Origin of the sequence: Palleronia sp. THAF1 (genome assembly GCF_009363795.1) — a bacterium.
GTDB lineage: Bacteria > Pseudomonadota > Alphaproteobacteria > Rhodobacterales > Rhodobacteraceae > Palleronia.
Genome location: NZ_CP045420.1, coordinates 1,797,082 through 1,815,285, shown reverse-complemented (window position 1 = coordinate 1,815,285; position 18,204 = coordinate 1,797,082). Strand labels below are relative to the sequence as shown.

General features: G+C 61.8%; 20 protein-coding genes, 1 tRNA gene and 1 pseudogene. 14 read left to right on the top strand and 8 right to left on the bottom strand.

The annotated features are described in order from the left end of the window. Positions 1–21: 21 nt before the first annotated feature. From FIU81_RS09030 to FIU81_RS09015, 4 genes are read right to left on the bottom strand one after another with little or no spacing between them, the layout of a single operon-like run. Positions 22–1,011: a methyltetrahydrofolate cobalamin methyltransferase gene (locus FIU81_RS09030; RefSeq protein ID WP_124111854.1), complete on the bottom strand. Its 990-nt coding sequence runs from the start codon at positions 1,009–1,011 to the stop codon at positions 22–24. Further along, positions 1,008–1,667, bottom strand: coding sequence for an HAD family hydrolase (locus FIU81_RS09025; RefSeq protein WP_124111882.1), 660 nt, complete (start codon positions 1,665–1,667; stop codon positions 1,008–1,010). The genes FIU81_RS09030 and FIU81_RS09025 overlap by 4 nt, the downstream gene beginning before the upstream one ends. Beyond that, entirely contained in the window at positions 1,664–2,614 is a 951-nt protein-coding gene (locus FIU81_RS09020; RefSeq protein WP_254695880.1) for a methylenetetrahydrofolate reductase, read from the bottom strand. Before FIU81_RS09020 ends, FIU81_RS09025 begins: the two co-directional genes overlap by 4 nt. Then, positions 2,615–2,911: a virulence factor gene (locus FIU81_RS09015; RefSeq protein ID WP_124111855.1), complete on the bottom strand. Its 297-nt coding sequence runs from the start codon at positions 2,909–2,911 to the stop codon at positions 2,615–2,617. A gap of 224 nt (positions 2,912–3,135) precedes the next feature. Here FIU81_RS09015 and FIU81_RS09010 point away from each other — a divergent pair, with 224 nt between their 5' ends. After that, complete coding sequence (locus FIU81_RS09010) at positions 3,136–4,251, top strand: Ppx/GppA phosphatase family protein (RefSeq protein WP_124111856.1); 1,116 nt, start codon at positions 3,136–3,138, stop codon at positions 4,249–4,251. On the opposite strand, the gene FIU81_RS09005 is transcribed toward FIU81_RS09010, so the two are convergent. After that, complete coding sequence (locus tag FIU81_RS09005) at positions 4,248–4,595, bottom strand: DUF1428 domain-containing protein (RefSeq protein WP_124111857.1); 348 nt, start codon at positions 4,593–4,595, stop codon at positions 4,248–4,250. The two genes, FIU81_RS09010 and FIU81_RS09005, sit on opposite strands and share 4 nt — an antisense overlap. 113 nt (positions 4,596–4,708) lie before the next feature. On the opposite strand from FIU81_RS09005, the gene FIU81_RS09000 reads away from it, so the two are divergent. After that, complete coding sequence (locus FIU81_RS09000; RefSeq protein WP_124111858.1) at positions 4,709–5,410, top strand: RlmE family RNA methyltransferase; 702 nt, start codon at positions 4,709–4,711, stop codon at positions 5,408–5,410. 172 nt (positions 5,411–5,582) lie between these two features. Here the strand turns inward: FIU81_RS09000 and FIU81_RS08995 are convergent, their stop codons facing one another. Next, positions 5,583–6,899 carry an ATP-binding protein gene (locus tag FIU81_RS08995; protein ID WP_124111859.1) on the bottom strand — a complete coding sequence of 439 codons (1,317 nt, stop codon included), beginning with the start codon at positions 6,897–6,899 and terminating at the stop codon, positions 5,583–5,585. A gap of 38 nt (positions 6,900–6,937) precedes the next feature. Between FIU81_RS08995 and FIU81_RS08990 the strand changes: the two genes are divergently transcribed. From FIU81_RS08990 to FIU81_RS08980, 3 genes are all read left to right on the top strand, one after another. Continuing rightward, a complete protein-coding gene (locus FIU81_RS08990; protein ID WP_124111860.1) occupies positions 6,938–7,813 on the top strand; it encodes an MBL fold metallo-hydrolase in 876 nt (291 codons plus the stop codon). Positions 7,814–7,871: 58 nt separating this feature from the next. Then, positions 7,872–7,946 (top strand) — tRNA-Asn (locus tag FIU81_RS08985). Between the two features lie 117 nt (positions 7,947–8,063). Beyond that, on the top strand, positions 8,064–8,666 hold the full coding sequence (locus tag FIU81_RS08980) for a hypothetical protein (protein ID WP_148085640.1): 603 nt from the start codon (positions 8,064–8,066) through the stop codon (positions 8,664–8,666). Here the strand turns inward: FIU81_RS08980 and FIU81_RS08975 are convergent. Further along, entirely contained in the window at positions 8,647–9,579 is a 933-nt protein-coding gene (locus FIU81_RS08975; RefSeq protein WP_124109948.1) for an IS5 family transposase, read from the bottom strand. The two genes, FIU81_RS08980 and FIU81_RS08975, sit on opposite strands and share 20 nt — an antisense overlap. Positions 9,580–9,773: 194 nt before the next feature. On the opposite strand from FIU81_RS08975, the gene FIU81_RS17025 reads away from it, so the two are divergent. Further along, positions 9,774–9,899, top strand: a complete 126-nt coding sequence (locus tag FIU81_RS17025) for a hypothetical protein (protein ID WP_256366136.1) — start codon at positions 9,774–9,776, stop codon at positions 9,897–9,899. A gap of 71 nt (positions 9,900–9,970) precedes the next feature. Here FIU81_RS17025 and FIU81_RS08965 read toward each other — a convergent pair whose 3' ends face one another. Then, entirely contained in the window at positions 9,971–10,510 is a 540-nt protein-coding gene (locus FIU81_RS08965; protein ID WP_124112297.1) for an RNA 2'-phosphotransferase, read from the bottom strand. Between the two features lie 364 nt (positions 10,511–10,874). On the opposite strand from FIU81_RS08965, the gene FIU81_RS08960 reads away from it, so the two are divergent. The 8 genes and pseudogenes from FIU81_RS08960 (at position 10,875) to FIU81_RS16705 (ending at position 17,919) form a co-directional block, all read left to right on the top strand. Next, complete coding sequence (locus FIU81_RS08960; protein ID WP_124112296.1) at positions 10,875–11,549, top strand: hypothetical protein; 675 nt, start codon at positions 10,875–10,877, stop codon at positions 11,547–11,549. A gap of 481 nt (positions 11,550–12,030) precedes the next feature. Next, positions 12,031–13,641 carry a DUF262 domain-containing protein gene (locus FIU81_RS08955; RefSeq protein ID WP_216644249.1) on the top strand — a complete coding sequence of 537 codons (1,611 nt, stop codon included), beginning with the start codon at positions 12,031–12,033 and terminating at the stop codon, positions 13,639–13,641. 1,014 nt (positions 13,642–14,655) lie between these two features. Further along, positions 14,656–14,769 (top strand): annotated as a pseudogene (locus tag FIU81_RS17160) (hypothetical protein); the annotation flags it as partial. Between the two features lie 51 nt (positions 14,770–14,820). Then, positions 14,821–15,552, top strand: a complete 732-nt coding sequence (locus tag FIU81_RS08945; RefSeq protein ID WP_172971438.1) for a hypothetical protein — start codon at positions 14,821–14,823, stop codon at positions 15,550–15,552. Then, the gene (locus FIU81_RS08940; RefSeq protein ID WP_124109948.1) at positions 15,500–16,432 is read left to right on the top strand and encodes an IS5 family transposase; all 933 of its coding nucleotides are present in this window, start codon (positions 15,500–15,502) and stop codon (positions 16,430–16,432) included. Before FIU81_RS08945 ends, FIU81_RS08940 begins: the two co-directional genes overlap by 53 nt. 161 nt (positions 16,433–16,593) lie before the next feature. Then, the gene (locus FIU81_RS08935; protein ID WP_124113213.1) at positions 16,594–17,124 is read left to right on the top strand and encodes a hypothetical protein; all 531 of its coding nucleotides are present in this window, start codon (positions 16,594–16,596) and stop codon (positions 17,122–17,124) included. Positions 17,125–17,145: 21 nt separating this feature from the next. After that, positions 17,146–17,685, top strand: coding sequence for a hypothetical protein (locus FIU81_RS08930; protein WP_124113214.1), 540 nt, complete (start codon positions 17,146–17,148; stop codon positions 17,683–17,685). Between the two features lie 72 nt (positions 17,686–17,757). Next, positions 17,758–17,919 carry a hypothetical protein gene (locus FIU81_RS16705; protein WP_172971437.1) on the top strand — a complete coding sequence of 54 codons (162 nt, stop codon included), beginning with the start codon at positions 17,758–17,760 and terminating at the stop codon, positions 17,917–17,919. Positions 17,920–18,204 lie beyond the last annotated feature (285 nt).

Here is an 18,204-nt window from a genome sequence, read left to right as displayed (position 1 = left end):
GGATAAAGAAAGGGCTGCGTCTTAGCCCCGACGGCGGCGCCCGCCGGATCGGCCACCGCGGCCGCCGCCGCCATCCATGGAGGCTTTCGCAGCCTCGGGGAAGGGCGTTCCGGCCTCAACCGCGTCGAGCACGCGGCTGAATTCGATCCATGCTTGGCCGTTGGGATCGTGGTTCATCAGGAAGTTCGCCGCCCGGATCGCTTCCATCTCGACGGCGCGGACGGGGTTCATGATGGCGCTGGTCATGCCCGCGCCAATGGCCATGGGCAGGAAGGCGGCGTTGATGCCGTGGCGGTGGGGCAAGCCGAAGGACACGTTCGAAGCGCCGCAGGTGGTGTTCACGCCCAGTTCGTCCCGCAGACGACGGACCAGCGCGAAGACCTGTTGGCCCGCGCTCGCCATCGCACCCACGGGCATGACCAGCGGATCGACGACGATGTCATGGGCAGGGATGCCGAAATCGGCGGCACGCTCGACGATCTTCTTGGCGACGGCGAAGCGAACTTCGGGGTCTTCGGAAATCCCGGTGTCATCGTTGGAGATCGCGACGACCGGCACATTGTATTTCTTGACCAGCGGCAGCACGAGTTCCAGTCGATCCTCTTCGCCAGTCACCGAGTTCAGAAGGGGGCGGCCCTCACAGGCTTCCAATCCGGCCTCCAACGCGCCGGGGACCGAGCTGTCGATGCACAGAGGTACGTCGACCAACGCCTGCACGCGCTTGACGAGTTCGGGCATCAGCATCGGCTCGACGAAGTTGTTGTCGGCGTAGCGTGGATCGTCGGCCATCTTGTTGGTGAAGACGGCGCCGGAGTTGATGTCCAGCACCATGGCACCGCACGCAACTTGCTCCAGCGCGTCGCGCTCGACGGTCGAGAAATCGTCCATCTCCAGCTCGGCGGCCAGCTTCTTGCGACCGGTGGGGTTGATGCGTTCGCCGATGACGCAGAACGGCTCGTCGAAGCCGATGGTGACGGTCTTGGTTTTCGATTCGATGACGGTGCGGGTCATGGTCGGTCCTTGGTCAGTTGCGCGATCCAATGGTCGAGGACCGGATCGGTGAAATCGGCGATGGTGTCATGCGCGCCCGCCTGGATCAGCGCGTCATGGGGGAGAGAAGAGCGCACGCCCAGCGTGGCCACCCTGGCAGCGGAGGCAGAGGCGACGCCGGACGGGCTGTCGTCAAGCGCGAGCGCGCCGCCCGCATCAATGCCCAGCCGGTCCAACGCGGTCTGATAGGGTAGGGGATCGGGCTTGCCGCGGGGCAGTTCGTCGCCGATCACCACCGGATCAAAACGGCTGTTAAGGCCGATGGCTGCCAGCATCGCGTCGGCGTTGGCGCGGGGTGCATTGGTGACGATGGCGCAGGGCCAACCGTTGCATGCGGCGCGATCCAGCAGAGGCATCAGGCCGGCCATGGGCTCTGCGCTATCGCCCAGACGATCGCGGAAGCGGGCTTCCTTCTCGTCTGCCATGGCCTGCGGGTCGCTGTCCGGGAAGGCATCGCCGAAGATCGCCTCGTTCCGGCGGCCGTGGATGTTGTCGTAGTAGTAGCGCTCGTCGATCTCGCGACCGTACTCGGCGAATAGCTCGATGAACACGGCCGCGTGAATCGGGTCTGAATGGATCAGCGTGCCGTCCAGATCGAAGAGCAGGGCGAGAGTCATCGCGCGGCGGAAACCTTGGCTTGCGTTGCGGCGGCGTTGGCCCATTCCGCGCTGGTCTTGATGCCGCCCAGCGGGAAGATGTGGATCTGCTCGATGGCGAAATCGGGGTTCGCAGCCTTATGCGCGGCCAGTTCGTTCACCACGTCGTCGGGCGTGTAGGGCAGCACCAGCTTGGTGACGTCCATGGCGCGCTTTTGCAGAACACGCAGGGAGGGGCCGACGCCGCAGGCGATGGCGAACTTGATCAGCGTCTGCAGCTTGCCGGGACCAGCGATACCGATATGGACGGGCAGGTCGATGCCGTTCGCGCGCAGGGCTTCGGCCCATTCGATGACCGGCTGTGCCTCGAAGCAGAATTGGGTCGCGATGGCCATTTGCGCGTCCGTGCGCTCGGAAAACGCCTGCTTCCAGCGAAGCGCCTCGGACACGTTGGCGTCAGAGCCGTCAACGTCGATGTCGCGGTTGCCCTCGGGATGACCAGCGACATGGAGGCGCGTGAACCCGGCCTTGTCGAAAAGCCCCGTGTCCATCAGCTGCATCGAGTTGTCGAAGGCGCCCTTCGGTTCCGCTACGCCACCGGCCAGCAGCAGGGCGCTGCGCACGTCGGCCTCTCCTTGATAGCGGGCGATCCAGTCTTCCAGCGTCGCCGCATCGTCGATGATGCGGGCGGGGAAGTGGGGCATGACCTCGAAGCCTTCCGCCGCGATCCGCTTGGCGGTGGCGACCATCTCTTCGATGGGCGTGCCGTCGATATGGGCGATGTAGACGCGCGTGCCGACGGGCAGGATCTCGGCGAAGCTTTCGACCTTCTCGGCGGTGCGGGGCATCACCTCGATAGAATAGCCAGCGACGAAATCAGATGTCGCGACCGGTGCGGGCGCGGGTTTATTGCTGCGGAACGACAGGATCGACATCAAAGCCTCCAGACTGCGGGAAACGGTGCCCATTCAGGCCCGGCCACCATTGGCGATAAGCGCCTTGAGACGCTCTTGATCATATTCGGCGTCGATCCGATCCGCGGTGGCTTGCGCCGCCTCCTGATCCGACCCCTCGACCGTGACCGGGGACGCCTTGCGCCATTCGGCCAAATAGTCGTCGGTCCCGGCGGCACCCGATTTCATCGCGGCCCGGTCGATCGCCTGCTCGAACCGCTCGGGCAGGGGGATCTTCACCCCCCGGCGACCCTTACCGGCGATCACCTGCGCGGGTATGTCGCGCCAGTATACGATGGTGATCTCGGCCATGGGTTCCCCTTGCGTTTCCCGCTCTCTGTTATCCTGCCAGCCGCGCACCCGACGCCGGATTTCGACATTCTGGCGCGCAAGCGCGACGCCGCATTCCTATCGCGACACCTCAGGGGCTACCACAGCACCAACCCCTAGAATCGTTCATGTTCTTGATGAGCGCTAGGCTTGCCATAAGGCGGGGTCGGGCGTAGCCTTGTCTCAACCAATGAGAGGGCGACACCATGGCGCCCAGGCGTCCCGATGGTGCGGGCGCGTTCCCGAAGCCGGTCGAGCCGCCGCGCACCCGACAACCCGATCCCGCCTCGCTGTATGCGGCGCTGGATCTCGGCACGAACTCGTGCCGCATGCTGATTGCCCAACCCAAGGGCAACCAGTTTCATGTCGTGGACAGCTTTTCGAAGTCCGTCCAGCTGGGGCAGGGGCTAGAGGTCACGGGCCGCCTGTCGCGCATGTCGATGGACCGCACGGTTCACGCACTGAAGATCTGCCGCTCGAAAATCGACCGTCGGCAGGTCAGCCGCATGCGCCTGGTCGCGACCGAAGCCTGCCGCCGCGCGGTCAACGGTGCTAGCTTCATCAAGCGGGTCGAGCGGGAGGCCGGGCTGAAACTGGAGATCATCGCGCCGGAAGAAGAGGCGCGGCTTGCCGTTATATCTTGCGCGCCTTTGGTCTCCACCAAGACCGAACAGCTGCTGGTCGTCGACATCGGCGGCGGCTCGACCGAGCTTGTCTGGATCGACCTGACCCGCGTGCCCCGCCATGATCGGCCTCGCGCGATCATGCGGCTGCACGCGGGCTTCAAACCCGCCGACGGATCGCCGTTCCCCGCCGCCCGTGTGGTGGACTGGATCAGCGTGCCGCTTGGCGTCGCGACCCTGCGCGAGCAATTCGACGACGTGAAGAACGACGCGGCCCGCTTCGCGCTGATGAGCTGGTTCTTCGAAGAGCAGCTGGAAAGCTTCGCGCCCTACGCAAAGGAGCAGGCACGCGACGGCTTCCAGATCATCGGCACCAGCGGCACGGTAACGACCGTCGCGGCCAGCCATCTTGGCCTGAAGCGATACGACCGCAACCGCGTGGACGGTCTGCGCATGACCTCCGACCAGATCGATGCTGTCATTCGTGGCTACCTTACGCTGGGCCCATCGGGCCGCCGCGCCGATCCGCGCATCGGGCGGGACCGGCAGGCGCTGATCATGTCCGGCGCCGCGATCCTGCAAGCGTTGCTGCGCGTCTGGCCAACGGATCGGCTATCCGTCGCCGATCGGGGTCTGCGCGAGGGCCTGCTGTATGCGCAGATGAGCGCCGATGGCGTGCTGGACGACGGGCCCTACTAAGCGCGGGTCTCTGCTATCGTGGTGAAGCCTCCGAAGATCAGGCGCTTGCCATCAAACGGCATCTCCATATTAGATGCATCCGACATCATCTTTTCCCAGCCGGCATCGCGTGTCGCCTTGTCGGGCCAGACGACAAGTCCCACGGTCACGGCCTCTCCGTCTTCAAGCATTACGGCCAGTGGCAGTGATGTGAGCTTTCCGTCGGGCACATCGTCGGGCCAAAAGTCCGAGCAGGCGAGCGCCCCGTACCCAAGGATCATCTTCTGCGTCTCCATACAGAAGGCAGTGTAGTCGTCTTTCTTCGCAGCCGAGATCGGTGCGATGAACAGGTCGGTGTAGGCCATGGCGAGTCCTTTCTGTGCGGTGAAGCAGCATACCACGTCCTGCGCTCAAGGAGTCCGCTTTTCCCGACTGCCCGGAACGCCTATGTGAGCAGGACAGCGAATAGGGGGCCGGGATGGTCAAGAAGTCCAGCGGGCGCGGACTGCGCGATCTGACGGTGCGGGTGAAGACGGCGCGCGGGCGCACGCTGTCCTCAACGCGCTGGCTGCAACGGCAGTTGAACGATCCCTACGTCCAGCGCGCCAAGGCCGAGGGCTTTCGCGGTCGTGCGGCGTTCAAGATCATGGAATTGGATGACAAGTATCACTTCCTTGTCCCCGGTGCGCGGGTCGTCGATCTGGGCTGCGCACCCGGTGGTTGGCTGCAAGTCGCCGTGCCGCGCATCAACGCGCTGGGACAAACGGGCGGCAAGCCCGTGGGCCGTATCGTCGGCCTTGATTTGCAAGAGGTCGAGCCGATACCGGGGGCAGAGATTCACCAGCTCGACTTCATGGAAGACGGCGCGGACGATCAGGTGAAGGACTGGCTGGGTGGGTCGGCGGACGTCGTCATGTCGGATATGGCGGCCTCGTCATCGGGCCACAAGCAGACCGACCACCTGCGCATCGTCGCCCTGTGCGAAGCGGCGGCCTACCTGGCCTTCGACGTGCTGACACCGGGCGGCACCTTCGTCGCCAAGGTGCTACAGGGCGGCGCGGAAGACAGTTTGCAATCCGAGTTAAAACGCCGGTTCGAGAAGGTGGCGAACGTGAAACCGAGCGCGTCGCGGTCCGACTCGTCCGAGAAGTTCGTGGTGGCGCAGGGGTTTCGGGGCTAGCGCGCTTCTGCCGAAACCTTGGCGATGAACGACGGCACATGTTCCTAACGCCCGCTCCATGTCGCCGTCTGCCGGGGCATTGCGCGAGGAAAGAGCAGGCCGAGCGTTCTTCATCGTTCCAGAAAATACCTCGGGGGAGCCGAAGGCGGGGGCAGCGCCCCCTCGACATACCCTAACGTCCCAGCACCAGATCGGCGCGCAGGCCGCCCATTTCGGACGTATCCAGCCGCAGCACTCCGCCATGCTGGCGTGCCACATCCTGCGCGATGGCCAGCCCCAAACCGACGCCGCCGCCGTGATCCTGGTTGCGCGCATCGTCCAGTCGAGAAAAGGCGCGCATGGCTTGGTCACGCTCGGCCTCTGGGATGCCCGGCCCGTCATCTTCGACGCTGAACACCAGTGCACGGTCGAAGGTGTGCAGCGACACCCTGGCCCGCGTGCCGTAGCGCAGGGCATTCATGACCAGGTTCTCCAGCGCGCGGGTCACGGCGACCGGCTGGATGATGGCTATGGCGGTGTCGGGGCAAACGCCGGCTTCGACCTCTCCCCCCGAGCGTCGCGCATTTTCGACGACAGTGCGTAGCAGCGTTGCGGCATCGGTGTCTTGCGGTAGCCCGACAGAGCCTTCCCGCGCGAAGTCCAGAAACGCATCCACCATGCGCCGCATCTCGGCCACGTCACCCTGCAACGCACGGGCTTCGGGGTCGTCGATCATCTCCAACCCCAGGTTCATGCGCGTCAGCGGCGTGCGCAGGTCGTGGCTGATTCCCGACAGCATCATCGTGCGCTGTTCGATCTGCCGCTCGATCCGCGCGCGCATGTCCAGAAATGCTGATCCCGCCATCCGCACTTCGCTTGCACCGCCCGGCGAATAAGGCTCCGACCGACCGCGCCCGAAGGCCGTCGCCGCCTGCGCCAGCCGTTTGATCGGGCGCAGCTGGTTCTTGAGGAACAGGTAGGACACCAAGGTCATCAGAAGTGCGGTAAAGACCATGATGACCAGCAACTGATGCGGGTTCGACGCCGACACCCGATTGCGCGCGAACCCAAGGCGCAACGGACCGTGCCGTGTCGCAACCGTCAGCGCGACGCGGTTGTCGTCGCTGGCCAGATCGATGCCGTCGATCCCCTCGATCTCTTCCCGCAGGGTCGGCAGAACCAGCCGGCCAGACAAGTCGTAGATCAGCCGACTGTCCTGCGTGATGGGGGCGGGGTCGGGCAGGCGCGCCGTCAGGGCGAAGGTGTCGGAGAGGGCTTCCAACGTCGCGCGCGCACTGTCGGCATCGGCTTCGCCTGCCACCTGATCCAGAACGTACCGCAACTCGTAGGCGACATTACCTGTCATCTGGCGGGTAACATCTTCGAACAGCCGCTGAACGAAAACCACTCCGACCACCAGTTGCAGCGTCACCACCGGCAACAGCAGGATCAGCGCTGCGCGGCCGTACAGGGACCGTGGCACATAGCGTTTCATCGGCTCGAATGTCATGGTGGCACCCTAGGCCCCCAAGTGCGCCCAAGGAAGCCATGACAGACACGCCCTTCAACACGCCAGAGCCCGACTTGCGCCGATTGATCGCGCCGAACCCGTCGCCGATGACCGAGCGTGGCACGAACACCTATCTTCTGGGTGAGTCGGACGTTACCGTCATCGATCCAGGGCCACTCAGCGAGCCGCATGGGCAAGCCATATTGGACGATGTGGGGCAGGGGCGTGTGGCGCAAATCCTCGTGACGCACGCGCATCTGGATCATTCGCCGCTGGCGCGCTGGCTATCGGACCGGACCGGCGCTCCGGTGCTGGCCTTCGGTGACGCAACCGCCGGACGGTCTGACCGGATGGCATCGTTGAATGATCTCGGCGGCGGAGAAGGTGTCGACCATGGGTTTGCCCCCGACCGAACCCTTGCCGATGGCGCGGTGGTCGAGACAGAGGTCGGCCCCATAACCGCCCTGTGGACGCCAGGTCATTTCGGAAACCACTTAAGCTTTTTGTGGCGCGGCGCCGCATTCTCTGGCGACCTGGTCATGGGCTGGGCCTCGACCTTCGTGTCGCCCCCGGACGGCGACCTGACCGACTTCCGCGCCTCTTGCCGTGCGCTGCGAGACCGGGCACCACGTGTCCTTTACTCAGGTCACGGTGATCCCGTGGCCGATCCAAGGGTGCGCATCGACTGGCTTCTCGCCCATCGCGACGCACGAGAGGACCAGATCCTCGCCGCACTGCAGAGCGGTCCCGCCAGTCCGGCAACGCTAACGGAACGCGTGTACACCGATGTGGACCCTCGCATGTGGCCGGCCGCCACGCGAAACGTCCTTGCCCATCTTGTCGATCTTGTTGATCGCGAAGAAATTTTTGTGGATGGAGCCGTCTCCCCGACAGCCATTTTCCACCGCAGGTGAGATTTCCCATTCCCACCCTTGAAGCCCCCAAACCCCCTTGCTATACGCCCCCTCGTGGTCCGGCGTAGCTCAGCGGTAGAGCAGTTGACTGTTAATCAATTGGTCGTAGGTTCGATCCCTACCGCCGGAGCCAATCTTCCTCAAATCACTGAGATCATTGGGTAATTTGCGATAAGGGTCGCAGACTACCCGGCATGGCACGATTCCTGTGACCGCGCTTGGCACAAACGCTGGCACAGGAGTCGAAGACATGCCCGGACGGGTCTCGACACAGTCGCACCTCGAATACCGTCCTTCGGGCTACCACTGGCGACGGCGCTGGCCGCGCCGGGTTCTGAGGCGCTGTACCCCAAGCGCAAAAAGCGCACTTCTGTTTTCCCTCCGCTCCCACGTCCTCCCCGACGCGAAGGTGCTCGCTCAGAAGCTTACGCTTCTGAGCGACATCGCCTTCGCCGGAGTGACGGAGAGAACGATGGCGATCGCGCCCGACATCATGGACAGGCTTCTCGTGGAGCTCTGCCGCTTCCTGATCGAAGCGGCCGATGTTGTACGCGAGAACGCGCCCGTACGGACGCCCGAAGTCGCGGCCTACGAACTTGCCTGCGCGAATGCGGCCGTCGAGACGCTTCGGCAAGCGATCACCATGCGGGACCGCGAGGCGGCACGCGCCCCGCTCCGCCAGGTCGCCGAGCGCCTTGGCGTCCCGCTCGACGAGACCGATCCGGATTGGCAGCGACTGGCATTCCGAGCGCTCCGGGTCATGCTGGACGCCGAAAAAGGGCTCTGTTGCACAAATCCACTGCTGAGCGGCCTTCCCCTTTCCCCGGACGGGCTCATTCTACGGCTTCAGTGACAGGAATGCCGAGCGCGGTGAAGCCGTTCAGGACGGCCACACGGACTTGGAACTCCGCAACCTGCCGGTCGAAGTCGCGCGCCATGAGGCGCTGACCCAGCAGTTTGACACAGTGCATCTTTGTCTCGACGCGGCTTCGGCGGTGGTAGCCGCTCCATCGTCGCCAGATGGTTCGGCCGAAGCGTTTCGATGCGCGTAGGGCTTCGTTGCGGGCGGCCGCCCCGGGGCTGTCGGGCTTCCAGGGCTTGCCATTCCTCCGAGGCGGAATGATCGCAGCAGCGCCACGAGCAGCGATGGCATCGTGGCACTTGCGGGTGTCGAAGGCTCCGTCAGCGGTGACGCTGGCGATCTCCTGATCAGGCGGTATCTGGTCGAGTAGCTCGGGCAGCATGGGCGCATCGCCCACAACGCTTGTGGTGAACTCGGCGGCGCGGATTTCCAGTGTTTGCTCGTCAATACCGATGTGGATCTTGCGCCAGACCCGACGCTTCGTGCCACCGTGCTTGCGTGCATTCCACTCCCCTTCGCCCTCGACCTTGATCCCGGTGCTGTCGATCAAGAGGTGCAGCGGCCCTTGTGAGCCACGATAGGGTATGTTGACCTTCAGGGACCTCTGGCGCCGCGACAGCGTGCTGAAGTTGGGCACCGCCCAGTTAAGGTCGATCAGCCGCAGGAGGCTTTCGACGAACCCTGTCGTTTGCCGCAGCGCCATGCCGAACAGCACCTTCATGGTCAGGCAGGTCTGGATCGCGGCATCGCTATAGTCAGGCTGTCGACCGCGTTTGCCGGTCGGCGCAGCCTCCCAGATCATGGCTGGATCGAACCAGATCGTCAGCGAGCCGCGGCGCTTGAGCGCTGCGTTATAGGAAGGCCAGTTCTTGGTCTTGTAGGCGGGGGGTGTGGGTCTGCTCATGCCCTCGGGCTACCACGCTGGATTCACAAGATGAATCCCTCACCGGATTTGTGCAACAGAGCCTCATGACGTCATTCGAAATCATTTTTGTTTCTGTTTATATCACGTCGGCTGTTCTGGGTCTCGCCTTCGTAGCGTTCGTAGTCAGGACGAGTGTACGTGATCGGCCACATGACCCTGAGGCAGTTGATAGGTTGATCGCCATCGTGCGGCGCAAAAAGAGTTTGGAAGAAGCCCTCGACGGAATGCAGAAATATCGCGGTCAGCTTCCTGCCGACGATCAACTAAGTCGAGATGAAGCCAACTCGCGGCGGCCATGAAATCTCCGGATGCGCTCCGCGCATTTCGCGAACGGAATTTTTGGCTTTTAGAGGGCGGATGCCAACTGGTGTCACTGCGTCACGCCAAAACCCAGGTATTCTGCTGGAACGGCGTCGGTTAGCCACACCCCGTTGTCAGAACAAAAGAATGTCCACCCATCCGCGTGCATTCTTCGTGCGTCGACGCGAAGAACAATGGGTTTGCCATGTCGGCGTCCGACGCGGGTCGCGGTCTCTGGATCAGGGGAAAGATGCACTTGGCGCCGACGGCCAGGGTCCAGGCCACCCTCGAAGATCTTGTCGAGATTCTGAGACGCCGTCCCATGATAGAGCGTTTCGGGTGGCCGTGTGGCAGGCAGCCCAAGATCGACTTCAATGGAATGTCCCTGAGCAGCCCGTATGCGCCTGCCGTCCTCGCTGATCGAGAACCTTTTCTTGTCGTTTGTTTCCACAATGTGGCGGAGCTCATCCTTGCTCAGGCCGTGACCTACTTTCTTGAGTTTGCGCAGGAGCTCATCGACCTGAACCCATCCATGTCGGTCGAGCTGAATGTCGATCAGGTCCGGCTCGTGTCGCAGGACCTTGGCGAGGAATTTACTGGGTCGGCTCATCTGTCTTTGCTCCGGCGGTAAGGAGAAGCTTTTTCGATGCTTCAAACGCCTTCTCGATCAGCTTCGAGTAACCGAGCGCGGTGCCCCGTTGCTGTCGGTTCGGATGGCAAAGTCGCCTCCGGGTGTCAGCCAGACAGCATAGGCCAGTGAGTGTAAATGACCAAGAACCAACTGGTTGGCATCTGCGACCGGTGGCGAAGACCGCGCAGGATTGATGCCTCCAGTCTATCGCCCCCACTGACGGGCCCGACCAGCGATCGGGCGAAAATTTCGCCAATCGGCAAACGGACCAATCTTCTTCTCACGAACGCAACAGAACCGGGTTTGACAAACCTGGTTTGAGAAACCGAAAGACAAACATCGAATGACAAAACAAGCCGCAAAGACGAACCTCGGTGGGCGCTCGAAGAGCTACTCGCCGGACCTCGTGCGCAACATCGTCCTCGAATTCATCGAGGGCGGCGCCACTCCCGCCGACATCGACGCTGCCATGGTGAAGGCCCAACTCTGCCAGCACCATGGCGTAAGCAAACAGATCCGGCCGGAACCACTTCAGGAGCTGGTCGAAGCAACTATCGCGGAAATCTCTGAGGAAGAGCGTCGGTCTCTTCTGACATCTCTCCCGGACCACGTCTCACTGGCCGTCGACGACGCCATGGCCGCCGCCGGCCGCGAGCTTATGCTCCTGGTTGCCCGGCAGAACGCGGCCTGCAAAAATGCAGCGGACGCGGAATGCGAGGTCCTGCGCGCGGACAAGCGGAACGCCAACTGGCGGATCGCGCAGCTCGAGGCGGACTTGCAAGAGCGTTCAGCGCAACTATCCGCAATTGAGCAGGAGCGGGACGAGGCCCTTGCACGCGTAGATGAACTCATCGAGGAGCGGGACGCCGCACTCAAGGAGATTGAACAGCGGGAACGCGAGACCGGTGCCGTGGACCGTCTACTGACCGAGGTGCGAGATCCTGCGAACCAGGACGTGATCCGAGCGCTTCTGGCTGAGGTTGTTGCCACGTCCGTTCAGGAAGCGCGGCCATCCTGATCCAGCCGGTCACCCCACGACACGCAAGAACGCGTTCAGAACACGGCCGCCGTCAGGCGGCCGTTTCCCGTTCTACGCCAAAGCTTTCTCGCACGGAGTTCACCTCTTTGATCGTAATGCAGAGAAGAACAGGAAAAACCTCTATGTGGCGATGACGAGGGGCTCCAGGAAGTTGGTGGTTTGCTCGTCGACGCATCTATTGGGGTGACAGTGTCGCGCTGCACACCGGACGACGGGATCTTGTTGTCCGTATCGAAAGCGCTTGGAGGATACCGTACCACTGGTTTGCACTGGCGCCGCCGCTGATGGACTTCAATTAAGGGGTCGCCTCTGGTTCCCACAGCGCTTGAACATATCCGCCCGGGCGGCACCAGCAAGCTTGGCACCAACTCCAGCAACCGGCGCCTTGGAACAAGGCGCGAGCGCTGGAGCGGCAGGAGCAATACCGACCACTCCGTGCGCTGGTGAATTTGCTACAAACATGGCCGATTGGGGCACTCTACGCTGCGATTGCGTGCACCGCCTTGGCGTCATTATCATCGCACGAAGGCTGCCGTTCACTGCCAATCCGGAGTTACCCGTGCACGATATCAAAGGCTACGATCTTTCTGTTCAACAACTGTTTTCCCGCGGGAGCTTCGGGATCGACTATTACCAGCGAGAATACCGCTGGCAGACAGAACAAATGCGCGCGCTGGTCGATGATCTGGCCAGCAGCTTCCTTGAGCATTACCAGCCCGGCGCCACGGCTGCCGAGGTTGCCAATTACGGCCACTACTTCCTGGGCTCGATCGTCGTTAGCCAGAGCGGGGAGATCCGCCATATCGTTGACGGGCAGCAGCGCCTGACGTCGCTGACACTCCTGCTGATCTTCCTCAACCACATGCAGCAGGATCGCCAGGACAAGGTCTCGGTCGCGCAGCTCATCTACGACGATGACTTCGGGCAAAAGAAATTCAAGCTCGACGTGCCGAACCGGAACGCCTGCATGGAAGCCCTCTTCCAAGGCGACGACTTCAACCCCGTGGGACACTCGGATTCGGTCTACAACCTCGTTGCCCGCTTCCGTGAGCTGCCCGAAATCTTTCCAGAGGAGCTCCGGGGTGATGCCCTGCCGCTCTTCATCTACTGGCTCCTTCGCAAGGTGAAGGTGATCGAGATCACCGCTTATGCCGAGGGCGACGCCTACACGATCTTCGAGACCATGAACGACCGCGGGCTTTCGCTCACCCCCACGGACATGCTGAAAGGTTATCTCCTCGCCAACATCGAGGAGCCGGACAAGCGGCACGAAGCCAATGTCGTGATGCGCGACAAGATCAGCCGCCTCACCGATTACGGCAAGGATACCGCCCCCGAGTTCTTCAAGGCCTGGGTCCGCTCGCAATACGCCAAGTCGATCCGTGCGCGCCACAAGGACGCCCGCCCCGAGGATTACGACCTGATCGGCACCGAGTATCACCGTTGGGTACGCAACCACGCCGCCAGGATCGGCCTGGTCGCATCGCCCGACTACGCGCGCTTTGTGCTGCGCGATATGCGCTACTACGCCGATCTTTACGTGCGGCTGCTCGAGGCCGCGCGTGTCCGGACCCCGGGTCTCGAAAGCATTCGCTACAATGCCGATGCAGGCTTCACCTTGCAGCACCAAATGCTCATCGCTCCGATCACGCCCGAAGATAGCCGCGAGCTTGCGGAGCAGAAAGCTGGCGTCGTTGCCGACTTCATCGACTGCTGGCTCAACCTGCGCCTCTGGAACTACAAGTCAAACAGCTACTCCTCGATGCAGTATGCTGCCTTCTTGGTCATGCGAGAAATCCGCGGCGAGAGCCTCGAGGGCGTCCGCGCGATCCTGCACGCGAGGCTACTTGAGGAGCGCAAGGAACTCGACTTCTCGACACCGGTTCACCTCAACCAGTTCACCGGCAAAGCCGTGCATCGCCAGCTCGCTCGCTTCACCGACTGGCTGGAACGCCAAGCCGGCGAGCCCGGCCGCTACGAGGATTACGTCGTGCGCTCGGGGAAGCATGCCTACGAGGTGGAGCATATCTGGGCGAACCATCACGACCGGTTCGCGACCTCCTTTCTTTAGAAGTCCGATTTCGACCGGTCGCGCAACGAGATCGGCGGCCTGATCCTGCTGCCGCACAAGGTCAATGCAAGCCTGAGCGATAAGACCTATGCAGAGAAGCGGCCCCATTACGTCAAACAGAATCCACTGGCGCAATCGCTCCACGAGGCATTCTACGAAAATAATCCCGGCGTACGGGCTGCGCTCAAGCGGACCGGTCTGGCCTTCGTGCCGATGCCGGAGTTCGAACCTTCGAATCTCAAGGCCCGCTCCGCGCTCTATTGCGCACTGGCCGACCACATTTGGTCTCCGGACCGGCTCCTGGCGGCCAAGGAGGTTGAACCAGCCTGATCCGGGGGTGCAGCCAAAGACGCGCCGAACTCGGCGCGTCGCCCAAGCGTCACAGTGGTGTCGAGTGCGCCGGCTCCGGCTCGGTTTCCTCCTGCTCCAGAACATGGGGCGTTCTGTTGGTTTGAGCGAGATGAAGGTCACGATCTTGCTTTTGGCGCGGGTGAAGGGGGCGTTGAGTTGACGAAAGCCATGGGCCGAGTTGATCGATCCGAAGCGTTGATGCACCCAGGCCACCCGGCCTGTCCGGACCGGAAAGTGTCGAGACGAACATAGGGTCGCGCTCGTCGCCTTGGATCGTTCCGAGGTTCTGATCAGGAACGTGCCTGGGTTGCTGCGCCCGAGACTCGGGTGGTCGTCGCGCTGCCGCTCGGCACGGCATGTTCATCGGACCATCCACGATTCTTATTCGAAGCGAAGGTCGCTTGCCAGCTGGCACAGGTTACGGCACAAACGCAGTCACACTGCGGAGTCGGACAGGAGTCGCTCCCGAAAAGTGTCGCGATTTCAGTGCGTTGAGCTGCGCGCTCCGGCCCCTACCGCCGGAGCCAAATACAGCAGCAAGTCATTGTTTTATTAGTGAAACTACTTTCGTAGCTTCGCTCATGTAGCACAGGCGTGTCGCACATTGGTGTCGCACGCCAGTGGGTCGACAGGTGTCCGGACCGCGTCTCAAGGAGGCGCGAGATGACAATACAAACTCATATGTTCAGGCGCGGGGCCGTCTGGACCTGGCGGCGACGGCTGCCGGCTCAATCCACAGGTTTCTGCTCCGTCCAGGTGTCCTTAGGAACGACAGATCTCCATCTCGCGCGTAAGATGGCACGAATATTGAGCTCTGAGTTCGACGACATGCTGGAAACCGCCTCGACCTGCGCCCCGACCTCGAAAGAGATGCGCGTGTTCATCCAAAGGAAGCGCGACGATCTACTGAGGATGATCGAGGACAAGCGGGTGGTCGCGCGCAATTTCGCGGAAGATCCGATCGCATATCGTCGCGGTGAGCTCGCCACGACGATTGCCGCACAACTGATTGCGCGCGATGGCCTGGGCGCCCAAGTCAGCGATCAGATCGTATCCGATCTTGGCGGGGACGGAAACGATGCCGACTTCCGAGCTTCCGTGGATCGAATGCTCGCGCTCTTCGCTGCTGAAACGGTCAACGAAGGCTGGAGAAACAAGCAGTGCGCTGCTTTTGAACAGATAACCGGGAAGCGACCTGAAGCGCCTCTTGCACAGATGAAGGTTTTCGAAGGTGTTCACCGCGCGAGAGCGATCGCTTGGCAAGCCTCCATGGAGATCCCGGCTGCTCTGAATGCGCGGAACATTGAGGAAGTTCAGGACGCTGTGGCGAAGGCACTCGGCCCCTCATTAACTGATCTGCCGTGCATCGCGGCAATCGACTCCCCAGAGGTGGAAAAAAGTAACGATTTCCGTGAGGCGGAGGAATCCGCGATTGTCGGGAAGGGGCTCTGTTGCACAAATCCGGTGAGGGATTCATCTTGTGAATCCAGCGTGGTAGCCCGAGGGCATGAGCAGACCCACACCCCCCGCCTACAAGACCAAGAACTGGCCTTCCTATAACGCAGCGCTCAAGCGCCGCGGCTCGCTGACGATCTGGTTCGATCCAGCCATGATCTGGGAGGCTGCGCCGACCGGCAAACGCGGTCGACAGCCTGACTATAGCGATGCCGCGATCCAGACCTGCCTGACCATGAAGGTGCTGTTCGGCATGGCGCTGCGGCAAACGACAGGGTTCGTCGAAAGCCTCCTGCGGCTGATCGACCTTAACTGGGCGGTGCCCAACTTCAGCACGCTGTCGCGGCGCCAGAGGTCCCTGAAGGTCAACATACCCTATCGTGGCTCACAAGGGCCGCTGCACCTCTTGATCGACAGCACCGGGATCAAGGTCGAGGGCGAAGGGGAGTGGAATGCACGCAAGCACGGTGGCACGAAGCGTCGGGTCTGGCGCAAGATCCACATCGGTATTGACGAGCAAACACTGGAAATCCGCGCCGCCGAGTTCACCACAAGCGTTGTGGGCGATGCGCCCATGCTGCCCGAGCTACTCGACCAGATACCGCCTGATCAGGAGATCGCCAGCGTCACCGCTGACGGAGCCTTCGACACCCGCAAGTGCCACGATGCCATCGCTGCTCGTGGCGCTGCTGCGATCATTCCGCCTCGGAGGAATGGCAAGCCCTGGAAGCCCGACAGCCCCGGGGCGGCCGCCCGCAACGAAGCCCTACGCGCATCGAAACGCTTCGGCCGAACCATCTGGCGACGATGGAGCGGCTACCACCGCCGAAGCCGCGTCGAGACAAAGATGCACTGTGTCAAACTGCTGGGTCAGCGCCTCATGGCGCGCGACTTCGACCGGCAGGTTGCGGAGTTCCAAGTCCGTGTGGCCGTCCTGAACGGCTTCACCGCGCTCGGCATTCCTGTCACTGAAGCCGTAGAATGAGCCCGTCCGGGGAAAGGGGAAGGCCGCTCAGCAGTGGATTTGTGCAACAGAGCCTCGGGAAGGAGAAGTCGCAATTGGGTGAGGGGGCTGTAACTCATGAAAAGGCAGACACAAGCCTCAACACGGAATTCGACGCCTGTGTAGTTCGATACGGATCGGCCATGACGGAAGTTCTGGAAAGGCTAACGAGTGCGGGGCAGCAAAAGGGATTCAGGAAGGCTACGCTGAAGCAGTATGCGGCGACCGTCCGACTTTTTAGACAGTTGGTCGGTGTTACCGATATCCGCGAGATACGGCAGGTCCACCTTTCACGTTTTGTGGACCTGATGGCGGCAATCCCGAAATCCCTGGGAAAGCGCGAAGGCGATGGAGATCTCGATCTCGAAACGATCCTTGCCAGGGCGAAGCCGTTGCCGATGTCAGAGATTGGGCTTTCGGTCTCCACGATGAATGGACACCTGACAAGACTTGAGCGCTTGATTGTACGCGCGCGTCTGGATGGAATCGACCTGCCGCACCGGCTGGAGTTCAAGGGCCTGAAGAACACGGAAAAGCGCCGGCCAAGGGATCGTCGTTCGACTTTCAGCGAGAAGGAGATCGGTCGACTTTTCAGGCACACGATCTGGAACGGGTGTGCTGGTCGCAAGAGGCGAAACAAGCCGGGTCGCCTCGTTATCCGCGATGGTCTCTAATGGGTGCCGTTGGTCGCAGTCATGAGTGGGGCCCGGCGCGAGGAGATCGCCGCCCTCATGGTGCGCGACATCAAGCAGGAGAATGGCGTCTGGTTTTTCGATCTGGACGATAATTTGAACCGGCGGGTGAAGACCGCTTCCTCTCGTAGGAAGGTGCCGATTCATACCGGGCTGATCGCGCACGGGTTCCTCGATTACGTCAAATCAATCAAAAACAAGGGGCAGGAAAACCTCTTCCCAGAACTCTGTCCGCAGAATTCTAAGGATCCCTTTGGAAGGAAGCTCTACTATAATTTCTCGAACGCTCTCAAGATTGCACTCGATGGGAATCCTCGGAAACTGTCCCTGCATTCGTTCCGCCACTACGTTAAACAGCAGTTGGATGGGCAGCCATCGGTGACAGGAAAAACTCGGCGTGACATTCTTGGCCATGAGGCAAGCGATGTTCATGATAGCGCTTACGGAGAAGCGACGCCAATTGAGGAATTGAGACGCGCAATCGAACTTCTGTCGTTTCCCATCTCTATGACAGGACAAAGGGGCGTAGTACAGTACAATTGATTAGATAACGGGAATCTCGTTCTAAATAGATGTTTGATCCCGGGCTACAGGTGATTTGATGCTTTCGACCTGGTGGGCTTCGAAACGCAGATTTACCACTGCTTCGTGAACTGGGGCGCGGCCGGTGCGGCCACCGGCTTCGGCACCGCCCAGCCACGCGATGTTCTGCATCTAGTCGAGCTGTCGAAGACGGCGGCGACCGGCGCCGCGGCGGCACGGGCCAAGGCGAAGTAGCTAAAAGAGGCATAGCTGGTGTTGCCCACCTTCGACGAGGGCGTTGATCGTAAGCGCCGTCTGTGCCCCACCTTCCGGGTGATCTGAAGAGTTGCGATGGCAATTCTGTCATGTGGTAGGGAGTGCGCTTCGCAATGTGTGCTGCGAGTTGGTCTGCCCCCTGAAAAGTGGTCCTCCCTGAAGTATGGCTTACGAGCCAGTTGGAGGATGCAGGAATGCCCCTGCACCCCAAGGCGGTTACATCACTATGTTGAAAATGTAGGGCTGGCTGACGGAGCACTTGTT